The organism is Amylibacter marinus (genome assembly GCF_030160015.1).
In the GTDB taxonomy this organism is placed as follows: domain Bacteria; phylum Pseudomonadota; class Alphaproteobacteria; order Rhodobacterales; family Rhodobacteraceae; genus Amylibacter; species Amylibacter marinus.
In genome coordinates, this window is record NZ_BSNN01000002.1 from 1,089,351 (window position 1) to 1,101,312 (window position 11,962).

Genomic DNA, 11,962 nt, shown 5'->3' on the forward strand with positions numbered 1-11,962 from the left:
TTGGGGCTAGCCTACGATTCGCCAAGGACTCCTATATGACCGCCTCTAAAACCATCGACATCCTCTGCATCGGTTCCGTGTTGTGGGACATTATCGGTCGCGCACCACAGGTGATGAATGTGGGCACTGACGTGGGTGGACGCATCACTCGCATCCCCGGTGGCGTTGCCATGAATATTGCCATGACCGCCCAGCGCTTTGGCCTGCGCCCCGCCCTGCTTACGGCTATTGGTGATGATGCCGAGGGGGCAGATTTGTTGCGAGCCTGTACTGATATGGGAATGATCACCGATCATGTGCACCGCTCTGAAGGCATGCCAACCGATCGGTATATGGCCATCGAGGGTAGCAACGGGCTGGTTGCCGCCATTGCCGATGCCCATACCCTAGAGGCAGCCGATAGCGATATCCTGCGCCCGCTGTCTGATGGGCGCTTGGGCAGTGAAGCCGCGCCCTATGATGGGGTGATTGCGCTAGATGGCAACTTGACTACATCGCTGCTGAGCGAGATCGCCAACAGTCCCCTATTTGCCCGCGCCGATATGCGCCTGGCCCCCGCCAGCCCCGGCAAGGCCCAGCGATTGCTGCCCCTGTTAAAACACGCAGGCGCAACCCTTTATGTGAACCTAGAAGAGGCCGGATTGCTATGTGATACGCCCTTTGATACCGCCTTTGACGCCGCCGCCGCCTTGGTGGCACGCGGTGCTCACCGTGTGCTGGTGACCAACGGCGCTAGGGCCGCCAGCCTTGCCAGTGCCGCAAATCATATCACTGCTACCCCACCTCAGGTGGCCCAGCGCCGCGTGACGGGTGCAGGTGATACATTCATGGCCGCCCATATCGCCGCAGAAATAAATAACATACCGGCCCAAGAGGCCCTAGAACAGGCCCTTGCCACCGCCGCTAAATACGTATCCGGAGAAGACGAATAATGATCCAGTTGAATTTCAGCGCCGAAGTGCGCGCAGCCAAAGAGGCTGGTCAGCCAATTGTGGCATTGGAATCCACCATCATCACTCATGGCATGCCCTTCCCACAGAATGTAGAAACCGCGCGCCGTGTCGAGCAGTGCGTGCGCGATAATGGCGCCGTGCCGGCCACAATTGCGGTGCTGAATGGTGAGTTGTGCATTGGCCTATCTGCGGATCAGCTAAACAGCCTTGGACAGGCCAAAGACGTGGCCAAGCTATCGCGCGCCGATCTGCCTGTGTGTATTGCTACCGGCAAAACGGGGGCGACCACAGTTGCCGCCACCATGATCAGCGCGCATCTGGCGGGTATCTCTGTTTTTGCAACCGGAGGCATTGGCGGGGTTCATCAAGGGGCCGAGCAAAGTTTTGATATTTCTGCGGATTTGCAAGAGCTGGCCCAAACGCCTGTAACCGTTGTGGCCGCCGGCCCCAAGGCCATTTTGGACATCCCCAAGACCCTAGAGGTGCTGGAAACATTGGGGGTGCCCGTTATTGCGGTGGGCCAAGATCAGGTGCCCGCCTTTTGGTCGCGCCACTCTGGGATTGATGCGCCCCTGCGCCTAGACAGCGCCACAGATATTGCCCGCGCCGCACAGACCCGTGCGGCAATGGGCCTGTCTGGTGGTCAGCTGATTGCAAATCCAATTCCAGAGGCCGATGAAATTGCATCAGAGGTGCTGCGCCCGATCATTGCCCGCGCTCTAGAAGAGGCCAACGCCCAAGGGATCGAGGCCAAAAAGGTCACCCCCTTCTTGCTGGGACGAATTTTCGAGCTGACCGAGGGTAAATCGCTAGAGGCGAATATCGCATTGGTTCTAAATAATGCGCGCCTTGCTAGTGAAATCGCCGTAGCGTTTAGCGCAGGCTAACGCGAGGCACGTGCCAGCACCGCCACCGCCAGCATGCCGACCAAAATCACCACAATCGAGGCGGCCGATGCGCCATTGATATCCTCAAGCGAGGCGGCGTTGTAGATTTGGGTCGCCAGTGTTTCAAACCCAAAGGGGCGCAACAACAACGTCGCCGGCAGTTCTTTTATGCTGTCTACAAACACCAGCAAGACCGCAATCAGCAACGACCGGTGGATCAGCGGCAAATGCACCCGCCGCAACACCGCGGCAGGTGTTTTCCCCAAAGAGCGAGCCGCCCAGCCTATATTGGGTGAATAGCGCCCCATGGCACTGTCAACAGATCCATAGGCCAGCGCAAAGAAACGCACGAAATAGGCAAAAATTACCGCCCCCGCTGAGCCGGTGATCAGCAGCCCAATTTCAACATTCCACAGGGTTTGAAATATATCCGCGATTCGGTGATCCAATGCCGCCATGGGAATAAGGATCCCCACCGCCAAAACCGCCCCAGGGGCCGCATATCCGATGGTGGAAATTGGCGCCAGCTTGCGCGCCAGATTAGAGCGCGACATACGCACCGCATACACCAGTATAACCGCCGCCCCCACCGTCAACAGGGCCGCAGACAACGAAACCCATAGGCTGGTGCTGATCGCCCCGCGAAATTCCCGACCTTGCCAGATTTCAGGCACATGTAATGCATGAGACAGCATGATTAGGCTGGGCATTATAAACCCAAGGATCACCGGCAAGGCACAGACTCCCATCACCAACAGCGCCGCGCCACCACGTAATTTTTCGCGGCTGGGGGGGATCATTTGCGTATGGCGCTGATGCACCTTCATTTTATTTCGGCTACGACGTTCCAGAAACAACAGCCCCGTTAACAGCGCTAGAATGACCCCAGAAATCTGCGCCGCCCCGCCAACGTTCGACGCCTCTAGCCACACGGTAAACACCCCCGTTGTCAGGGTCTGCACCGCGAAAAATTCCACCGCGCCAAAATCATTCAGCGTCTCCATCATCACCAAAGACACGCCAATGGCAATGGCGGGACGTGCCAGAGGCAGCGCCACGCGGAAAAACACCCCCCGCGGCCCCACGCCCAATGCGCGGGCGACCTCTAGCGTGCGGCTGGATTGATCCCGAAAGGCCGTGCGCGCCAACAAGTAAACATAAGGATACAGCGACAACGCAATTACCAAAACAGCCGCCCCGCGTGCGCGCACCTGTGGGAAATAGTAATCCCGAGAGGTTTGCCAGCCAAACCAGTCGCGCAATTGGGTCTGAACCGGCCCCGCATATTCCCAAAAATCCACAAAGGCATAGGCCCCGATATAGGCCGGCACCGCCAAAGGGAAAAACAGCGACCATTCCAGCGTTCTGCGCATGGGGAAATCTTTGGTCACAATAAACCACGCGGTACTGACCCCGATCAGCGCACTTAGCGCCCCAACCGCGCCCATCATAATCAGTGAATTGCCCAGATAACGCGGCAATGTCGTGGACAGCAGATGTGGCCAGATATTTTCGGTAGGGAAAAAGGCCAGATAGATCACCACCAATATGGGCAGGATAACCAGCCCCGCAACCAAGGCCGCTGCGATGGTCCATACGCTGGGGAAACGGCCAAATTTACGTGCCGTTGATATATTTGCATTATCAGCCATTGAAACGCGCTTAGCGCATGGATAATTCTATGTCTAGCAATCAGGGCATTGGACGGGAACATTTATCAATGGACATTCGAATTTATCTTGGGCCCTACCGCACCGCATCTCAGCACATTTATGACATTTTAGAGAAAAATGCAGACGTCTTTTCCGATCAGAATATCGTAATCGTACCCCCAGAGGCCCACCGCGATGCATTAGAATCCGCGCTAAAGGCCTTGGGCGATGGCCTACCCAAGGCCGACGCAGGGGCGCAATTTATCCGCGAGGCAACCCAAGGGTCAGCAGCCAAGCGTATCGTGTTGCTGGATCATCAGATTGGCGGTTCTGTTCTGCGCCCCGTTAGCCGTAGCCTGTTGTTCCCCCCCTGCGGGGCGGCTGTGGCGCGCTATTCCACATTATTGCCGCTGAACAGCTATCGTTTCTTCATGGCCACGCGAAATTTAACCACCCTGTTGCCCTCATGTTATGGTAGCGCCTTGGGCCATGCCAAGATCGAGGAATTCTCGACCTTTGTTGAAAATATCGAAATCCCCAAGGTGAAGTGGTCTGACCTGTTAAACCGTGTCACCAGACGCCAAAGAGAGGAACGCGGCCCCCGCCACCATGTGGTAACGTGGAAATACGAAGATTATCCGCGTATCTGGCGCGATGTTATTCAGGCCATAACCGGCATTGAAAATGCCCAAGACCTGCATGGGGACAGCCGCCCTGTCAATCAGGGGCTATCGCTATATGGGTGTCAATTGATGTATCAATACCTGCTAAAGCACAAACCAGCGCAGGCGGGAGATTTTGAAAAAATCAAACGCGCTTTTGTGCTAAAGTTTCCGAACACAGATGCCCCAAGGCGTGATGATTTTTGGACTGCAGAGGTGCAGGATCAGATGACCTTTGCCTACGAGGATGACTGGTATTACATCGAGCGCATGGATAATGTTGCCACCATCCAACCGCGCCCGAATTTCTTAGACTAGCGCAGGGCTACATGCCCAAGGCTTCTTTATACATATCTAGAACCGCTTCTTCTTCTGAAATCTCGGCTGGGTCTTTCTTACGCAAAGCAATCAAAGAGCGCAGGGCCTTAGTATCATAGCCGCGTGATTTTGCCTCGGCCATCACCTCTTTCATATGTTCCGCAATATCTTTTTTCTCGGCGTCCAGACGCTCGTAGCGCTCTACAAATGCGCGCAGTTCATCCGCAGTAACGCGGTAGCTGGATTGGCCTGTTTCTTCGTTCATTTTATGCTCCTTTGGCTTGTCTGCGTGATTACTGTAGGGGGGGCGCGCGCGCAAGTGTTGCTTGTGCTGGGGGGGGGATTTCGCTATTCATCGCACAAAATGAAAGTAGGCCTATGGATATACTTGTACTTGCCGGCGTTGGCGTCACCCTATTAGGGCTGGCGGGATTAATCTATTGTATCGCCAAGGCCTTTAAGGCCCGCCAAGCGGGGCTAGAGGGCGAAGAGCTTAGCACGCATCTACAAAGCCTTGTTGCGATTAATGTCGGGTCATTTGCCCTGTCGGCACTGGGATTGGCCTTGGTGATTGTGGGTATACTACTCTAGGGATTTTATCCAGTTTAGCATCTCTGCAGTAGCCGTGGCGGTTTGGTTCGGGCTCATGATATCGCCTGCAATTACATGAGCGTTTACGTCATCTGCCTCGGTTAGGGTTGGGTTGATCAAGGTTACAGCCCCTCCCCACTTCTGGGCAACCTGACGTGTTGCGGCCGCATCTACCACCCTGTCGTCATCTGAAAAGTAGAACAACGCGGGGATTTCTGTGCGCGCGACATCTATGCCCTCGACATGGTCAATCAGGCGCATCATCGGCACGATAGATTCTGTGGGGTAGCTGGTTGTCCAGTATTGCCCATGCAAGGTGTTGCTAGGCTCCCAAGAGCGCGTTTCGCCGCCCAGCATCGGCCCCCAGAGGTTAAACAGGGGCAACTTACCCAAAAACGCCATGGAATTATGCACCGCAAAGTTTGGCGAGACAAAGATCATGCCTGCGACCTGTTCGGTTAGGCTGGGATCATCCAGTAATGTGGTGGCCAATGTGCCCCCCGTAGAGGCTGAAATCACGATCACCCGCTGACCGATCAATTGGCCAATCTGCAAGGCCTGTGCCAAATCCACCGCCCAGTCCTGAACATGGGTTTGCGCCATGGCATCCCCCGCGCGACCATGGCCCGTAAGGCGCGGGAAATAGACATTTGCGCCAAGGGCCGCGCCCAGATTATCGGGCACGGGGCGGATTTCTTGTAGGCTGGCGGAAAACCCATGCAGGTACACGATGGATAGCGCGGTTTTCGCCCCCTCTTCGCCGGCCCAGAGGATCTGCTTGTGTTGATTGGGTTTGATATCGGTAAACCGGGCTTCTGATTTGGCCAGATCTGTGGTGATTTGAGAAATATCGCGGGGGGGCGTTTGATCCTTGGTTGCCTCGGTTAGATTAAAGCGCTGTCGCGGCCCGAGAACCAAAACCAGTGCCGCTCCTAACAGAACCATAATAACCAGTCCCACGAAACCTTTGATGACGCGCATATACCCCCCTTTGGGGGCTAGGCCATCAGGATCGAGTGAATTGATTTACGGATCAATTGCAGACACCGTGCATCAGAGAACCTGTGATCCGCCCCTTTGACGAAATTCAGGCGAATATCATCCCCACTTGCGTGTTCAAGCAAGCGTAACGCCACGTCCATGTGCACATCCGCATCCGCGGTGCCATGCAACAGGCGCACTGGAAATGGCAGCTCAAGATCTTCGCGCAGAACCAAATGGTTGCGCCCATCTGTGATTAGCTTTTTGGTAATTGGATAGGGTTCATCGTATTCTGATGGCTGATAGATCACGCCATCTTTCATCAATTTAGCCTGAAGGATCGAGCTCATGCCATTCCACATGCTGTCTTCGGTGAAATCAGGTGCGGCGGCAATACCCACAAGGCCCGCCACTTGATCGGGTATGCGCTTGGCCAATAAAAGAGAAATCCATCCGCCCATAGACGAGCCGACCAATATCTGCGGGCCAGTGGTTAGGGTGGTGACCGCCGCCTGTGCGTCCTCGGCCCATTCGCCGATAGAGCCATCGCGAAATTCGCCCGAGGATTGCCCGTGGCCCGAATAATCAAAGCGCAGGAATGCGCGACCGGTTTCCTCGGCCCATTCCTGTAGGTACAGCGCCTTGCTGCCCTGCATATCGGATTTAAAGCCGCCAAGGAAAACAACCCCTGGGCCTGCCTCTGTGCCGGTGGTTTGGTGATAGGCGATTTCGCGGCCTTGGGGGGTGGTGAAATGTTGCGGGTTGCTCATGGTATCCTCGGGAAATTATGCCTCAGTCCTAGACTAGTTTTTGGGGGGCGTCATCTACAGGTGGCACGTTTGGGGCGGAATACGCTGGAATTTGCCAATGCGCGGATTTTGGCGATCATGGGATTGGATATTTTAAAGATTTGGATGTGGGAGGGGAGTTGGGGGTCAAAAATTGCTTGAACCTGTAGTGAAATCGGGCCAAATGGGCGCACAACTTTAACCGAGCGTTTCGTAGGCGCTAAATGAAAGGATGATCCATGTCAGAGATCACAATCACCCTACCCGATGGAAATTCACGTAAATACGCCGCAGGTGTAACGGGTATGGATGTGGCCAAGGACATTTCCACCTCGTTGGCCAAAAAGGCCATCAGCTGTAGTGTAAACGGCGAGCACCGTGATCTATCGCGCGAGATTGAGGCCGATGCCGCATTTGCCATTCACACAATGCAAGACGATGCACAGGCACTTGAGCTGATCCGTCACGATTGTGCTCATATCATGGCGCGCGCGGTTCAAGAGCTGTGGCCAGATGTGAAGGTGACCATTGGCCCCGTTATCAAGAACGGCTGGTACTATGATTTCGATCGCGAAGAGCCCTTTTCCACCGAGGATTTGGTGGTGATCGAGAAGAAAATGCGCGAAATTATCAACAAAAAGGATCCCGTGCGCCGCGAGGTTTGGGACCGCGCACGCGCCCTCCAATTCTATCGGGACAATAACGAGCCTTATAAGGTCGAGCTGATCGAAAGCATACCTGGCGATGAGGATCTGTCGATGTATTGGCATGGCGACTGGCAAGATTTGTGCCGTGGGCCACATTTGGTACATACCGCTCAGGTTCCTGGTGATGGATTTAAATTGATGTCTGTGGCCGGTGCATATTGGCGCGGCGACAGCGACAATGCGATGTTACAGCGCATCTATGGCGTCGCCTTTAAGAACAAGAATGATCTAAAGGCCCATTTAAATATGCTCGAAGAGGCCGCCAAGCGCGACCACCGCAAACTGGGCCGCGAGATGGACCTGTTTCACATGCAAGAAGAGGCCCCAGGGCAGGTGTTCTGGCACCCCAATGGCTGGCGTATTTACACAACATTACAGGACTATATGCGCCGTATGCAAACCAAGGGTGGCTATGTTGAGGTGAACACACCTCAGGTGGTGGATCGCAAGCTGTGGGAGGCCTCTGGCCACTGGGAAAAATACCAAGAGAACATGTTCATCGTAGAGGTGGACGAAGAGCATGCCCGCGAAAAGGCCGTAAATGCCCTAAAGCCGATGAACTGTCCCTGCCATGTGCAGATATTCAACCACGGTCTGAAATCCTATCGCGACCTGCCGTTGCGCATGGCCGAATTCGGATCTTGTAACCGCTATGAGCCCTCTGGCGCATTGCATGGTATCATGCGGGTGCGCGGCTTCACCCAAGATGACGGGCATATTTTCTGTACCGAAGATCAAATCGAGTCGGAGACAAAGACCTATATCAATTTCCTGTCTGAGGTTTACCGCGATCTGGGGTTCGAGGAATTCAAGATCAAGTTCTCTGATCGCCCCGAAAAGCGATCTGGGTCAGACGAGGTCTGGGATAAGGCAGAGGCGGCATTGCTGTCGGCCACCCGTGCTGCGGGGATCGAGCCAGAAATGAACCATGGCGAAGGCGCGTTCTACGGGCCCAAGCTAGAGTTTGTATTGACCGATGCCATTGGTCGCGATTGGCAATGCGGCACCCATCAGGTTGATTTTGTTTTACCCGAGCGTCTTGATGCATCCTATGTCGGCCAAGATGGCAACAAGCATCGCCCCGTTATGTTACACCGTGCAACGCTGGGATCATTCGAGCGTTTTATTGGTATTATGATCGAAAGCCATGCCGGCAAGTTGCCCTTCTGGTTGGCCCCACGCCAAGTGGTGGTGGCATCAATTGTGACGGATGCCAATGATTTCTGCTTGGATGTGGTCGAGGCGCTAAATGCCGCCGGCATTCGCGCCGAGGCCGATATCCGCAACGAGAAGATCAACTATAAGGTTCGCGAACACAGCTTGGGCAAGGTTCCGGTTATTCTGGCCGTGGGTAAAAAAGAGGTTGAGGATCGTACAGTAACCGTGCGGCGTCTGGGCGAAAAGAAAACAGTTGTAATGTCTCTAGATGAAATCACCGCAGAGTTGTTTCAGGCTGCGTTGCCGCCAGATATGCTCCGCAATTAACATCTAGTTTACTTGATTGCGCCATAATCCCCTGTTATCATTGAAAAATACTTTAGCGGGGGGTTAGATATGCCAAGATACTCATTTGCGATTTATGACATAAGCGATTTTACCGGCGCTATTTCCAGTGCCACAGATACAACGGGGGCCGCTGTATCGGGAACCTCTACGACATTCACCAACAGCGGTCCTGCCCAGATATTCATCGACGACGACGACCTGATTTTCAATGATGCCTTTAACGAACCGGGTGGATTCGACCAGATACTCGATTCGGATCTTACGATTGGGAGCAACACCTTTAATGCCGGCCAAGGGGTAGAGCTGGAGTATTCGTTCGAATCTGATCAGGGTATTGTGTTCTTTGTCGTGCGAATTGGGAATGATCCACCAAGCAGTAACTCTGGTCAGAACTATGGTATTATCACCAGCGAACCATTGGTTGATGGCGCCACCTATACCTTTAACAACAACTCTGCACAGGATGGATCACAAACCCCCTATAATGTGGTCTGTTTCACACGAGGAACAAAAATTTTAACGCCCGAGGGTTCCAAGAATATCGAGGATTTGGTGGTCGGAGATCAGGTCAGCACACTAGAGGGCGAGGCCCCGCAAATTCGTTGGATCGGATCGCGGAAATTTAGCCTAGAACAGCTGTTGGACCATCCGCATTTGTGGCCAGTATCCATTGGGCGCAACAGCCTAGGTGCGGCAATGCCTGACCGCGACCTGCTGGTATCACCACAACATCGCATTTATGTCAAAGATTGGCGCGCGGATCTGTTGTATGGCTCCAGCGAGGTTTTGGTGCCGGCTGTTGGCCTGTTGGATGGCGTTAGCACTACACAGCCTGTACCGCAGGAAGAGGTCACCTACTATCACATGCTGTTTGATCGCCACGAGGTGGTTTTTGCCAATGGCCAACCCTGCGAGAGCTTCTTCCCTGGCGAGCAAGCCCTGCGGGCCATTGACCAGTCATCGCGCGACGAACTGTTAGAGATATTCCCTGATCTTGCAGGATTGGAAAAGCTATTCCCTAAAACCAAATACCCCTGTCTGGGGTTACGCGAATTTAAAGCCCTGCGCGACCGCGCTGATCTATAGATCAGCTCTCCACATCTATGCGGGGCTTTAGCAACAGGGTATCGATTTCGCGTAGCGCCTCTTGGTACTGATCCAGCGGGATATTGCAATTGACCGATATGCGCACCGCATTTGGGATTGGCATATTGTTCAGGGCAAACTCATCTGCCGCGCGCACCGCGATTTTTCGCCGCTCGCAGGCCGATGCAAAAGATGATCCGCGCCACCCCCGCGTCAGTGGCACCCAAATAAACGGCACATCTTTGCGCCACGAAATATCGTGATGGCCCAGCATATTCACCGTGGTTTCCACCCGTTCCGACACGCGCGAAAGGATACGGTTGCGAATGGCCTGTGCATCCCCAGAGGCCAGCAATTCGTGGGCGATATCAATCACCGCACGCGAGGTGCCAAAACTGTTGGTTTGCACAATTCGGCTGGCGCGATGCCGCATGCCCTCGGGGCATAGCAAATACCCAAACCGAAGGCCCGCTGCCACGACCTTGGAAAAAGAAGACAGGTACCAAGCGCGTTCTGGGCACAGACGCGAAAAACCGGGCGTGCGCGCCTCTCCAATACCCCAACAGTCATCCTCGATAATCTGTAAATCGTAATCTCGGGCAATTTCGGCGATCTCGACCCGTCGCTGATAGGGCATTTCACCTGTGGTAGGGTTCAACACATTTACAGAGGTAAACAAGGCCCGCGGCCGATCCCGTTTGCAAACACGAATCAGGTCTTCTGGAATGATCCCATGCTCATCCGTTAATACACCCGAGATAGCGGCATTATGGGCCTGAAGCGCATAACGAATTCCCGGATAAGTGAGGGCATCCAGCGCAATAGGGCCAGAACCCTCGGTTAATATAGCGCTACAGGCAATGTTGATCGCGTTTTGCCCACCATTGGTTAACACGATATTCTCGGGTTTCGCCTGTACATGCGAATACTGCATCCAGTCGCACAGATGTCTATAAATATCGTGGCGCGCCTTGCGTTCCGGATAGTCCATATAGCCTGAGGCTTGTTCGGCGGCGCGGATCATGGCGGCGCGCAGCTCTGTGCTTTGGCCAACATTTGTGGTGCTGGTATTGCGCAGGTTGATAAGGCCGCCCTCCTCTACCTCGAACATAATCGGTCGGAAATCCTCAGTGGTTTTCTGCGTCGCCACAAAGGTGCCACGCCCCACCGCCGCCTCTAGTATGCCCTCGGAAACGCCCAGCTGATAGGCCCGCGCGATTGTACCAGGCGTCACCTCTAACTGCCACGCCAGATCCCGCACCGGTGGCAATCGATCCCCCACTGCAAGTGTATTCTCTGCGATATCTACCCGCAGGGCCTCTAACACGGCCTTGTATTTCGGGCCGCTGGTAAAATCAGGGGAGGGGCGCCAAATTGTACCCATTACAATAATCTCCTATCAATACATATCGAATCTTTGTATCTATTAATTACCAATACTATCAATATTGTACCAACACAATAAGAAAGTTAGAAAGATGACCTATACCCCCTCAAGAGCTTCTGAATTCGCCCTGAACTTGTCTGCACGCACGGATTTGCCAGTGGCATCCACTGTCGCCATCAAATTCGCGCATACAGTGGCGATCTGGGGGGATCGCACGAAGATGCGCCGCGCAGTTGGCCGGCTATCCGACGCACATCTGCGTGATATCGGCATCACCCCCACTCAGGCCCAAATCGAGGCGCAAAAACCCTTCTGGAAGGCCTAACCCCCAAACGGGGCCTATGGTGTGGCAGATGTCCATGGAGCCCTGTGCGCCCGCTGCCTGTGGCGGGCGCAAAATTATCTGTATTCCCAAGAAAAACACGCAATCAAGCCTTGGGGCCA

The 11,962-nt window shown here is 54.3% G+C and carries 12 protein-coding genes; 7 read left to right on the forward strand and 5 right to left on the reverse strand.

The window, feature by feature from the left end; all coding sequences use genetic code 11:
* The first annotated feature begins 35 nt into the window (after positions 1 to 35).
* Together QQL62_RS06195 and QQL62_RS06200 are read left to right on the forward strand one after the other, a co-directional pair.
* On the forward strand, positions 36 to 932 hold the full coding sequence (locus QQL62_RS06195; protein WP_284377029.1) for a PfkB family carbohydrate kinase: 897 nt from the start codon (positions 36 to 38) through the stop codon (positions 930 to 932).
* Complete coding sequence (locus QQL62_RS06200) at positions 932 to 1,840, forward strand: pseudouridine-5'-phosphate glycosidase (protein WP_284377030.1); 909 nt, start codon at positions 932 to 934, stop codon at positions 1,838 to 1,840. The genes QQL62_RS06195 and QQL62_RS06200 overlap by 1 nt, the downstream gene beginning before the upstream one ends.
* Here QQL62_RS06200 and QQL62_RS06205 read toward each other — a convergent pair.
* Positions 1,837 to 3,492, reverse strand: coding sequence for an ABC transporter permease (locus tag QQL62_RS06205; protein ID WP_284377031.1), 1,656 nt, complete (start codon positions 3,490 to 3,492; stop codon positions 1,837 to 1,839). The genes QQL62_RS06200 and QQL62_RS06205 overlap by 4 nt on opposite strands.
* A 29-nt stretch (positions 3,493 to 3,521) precedes the next feature.
* Here QQL62_RS06205 and QQL62_RS06210 point away from each other — a divergent pair, with 29 nt between their 5' ends.
* The gene (locus QQL62_RS06210; RefSeq protein WP_284377032.1) at positions 3,522 to 4,472 is read left to right on the forward strand and encodes a hypothetical protein; all 951 of its coding nucleotides are present in this window, start codon (positions 3,522 to 3,524) and stop codon (positions 4,470 to 4,472) included.
* A 7-nt stretch (positions 4,473 to 4,479) separates the two neighbouring features.
* On the opposite strand, the gene QQL62_RS06215 is transcribed toward QQL62_RS06210, so the two are convergent.
* Positions 4,480 to 4,737 carry a DUF2312 domain-containing protein gene (locus QQL62_RS06215; protein ID WP_284377033.1) on the reverse strand — a complete coding sequence of 86 codons (258 nt, stop codon included), beginning with the start codon at positions 4,735 to 4,737 and terminating at the stop codon, positions 4,480 to 4,482.
* Positions 4,738 to 4,850: 113 nt separating this feature from the next.
* Between QQL62_RS06215 and QQL62_RS06220 the strand changes: the two genes are divergently transcribed.
* Positions 4,851 to 5,063 carry a hypothetical protein gene (locus QQL62_RS06220; RefSeq protein ID WP_284377034.1) on the forward strand — a complete coding sequence of 71 codons (213 nt, stop codon included), beginning with the start codon at positions 4,851 to 4,853 and terminating at the stop codon, positions 5,061 to 5,063.
* On the opposite strand, the gene QQL62_RS06225 is transcribed toward QQL62_RS06220, so the two are convergent.
* Both QQL62_RS06225 and QQL62_RS06230 read right to left on the reverse strand, forming a co-directional pair.
* Complete coding sequence (locus tag QQL62_RS06225; RefSeq protein ID WP_284377035.1) at positions 5,055 to 6,044, reverse strand: alpha/beta hydrolase; 990 nt, start codon at positions 6,042 to 6,044, stop codon at positions 5,055 to 5,057. The genes QQL62_RS06220 and QQL62_RS06225 overlap by 9 nt on opposite strands.
* Before the next feature lie 17 nt (positions 6,045 to 6,061).
* Positions 6,062 to 6,814, reverse strand: a complete 753-nt coding sequence (locus QQL62_RS06230; protein ID WP_284377036.1) for an alpha/beta hydrolase — start codon at positions 6,812 to 6,814, stop codon at positions 6,062 to 6,064.
* Positions 6,815 to 7,071: 257 nt separating this feature from the next.
* Between QQL62_RS06230 and thrS the strand changes: the two genes are divergently transcribed.
* Both thrS and QQL62_RS06240 read left to right on the forward strand, forming a co-directional pair.
* Positions 7,072 to 9,024, forward strand: a complete 1,953-nt coding sequence (gene thrS, locus QQL62_RS06235; RefSeq protein ID WP_284377037.1) for a threonine--tRNA ligase — start codon at positions 7,072 to 7,074, stop codon at positions 9,022 to 9,024.
* Positions 9,025 to 9,093: 69 nt separating this feature from the next.
* The gene (locus QQL62_RS06240) at positions 9,094 to 10,131 is read left to right on the forward strand and encodes a Hint domain-containing protein (RefSeq protein WP_284377038.1); all 1,038 of its coding nucleotides are present in this window, start codon (positions 9,094 to 9,096) and stop codon (positions 10,129 to 10,131) included.
* A gap of 1 nt (position 10,132) precedes the next feature.
* Here QQL62_RS06240 and QQL62_RS06245 read toward each other — a convergent pair whose 3' ends face one another.
* Positions 10,133 to 11,515 carry an aminotransferase-like domain-containing protein gene (locus QQL62_RS06245; RefSeq protein ID WP_284377039.1) on the reverse strand — a complete coding sequence of 461 codons (1,383 nt, stop codon included), beginning with the start codon at positions 11,513 to 11,515 and terminating at the stop codon, positions 10,133 to 10,135.
* A gap of 94 nt (positions 11,516 to 11,609) precedes the next feature.
* Between QQL62_RS06245 and QQL62_RS06250 the strand changes: the two genes are divergently transcribed.
* The gene (locus QQL62_RS06250) at positions 11,610 to 11,843 is read left to right on the forward strand and encodes a DUF1127 domain-containing protein (protein WP_284377040.1); all 234 of its coding nucleotides are present in this window, start codon (positions 11,610 to 11,612) and stop codon (positions 11,841 to 11,843) included.
* Positions 11,844 to 11,962: the final 119 nt, after the last annotated feature.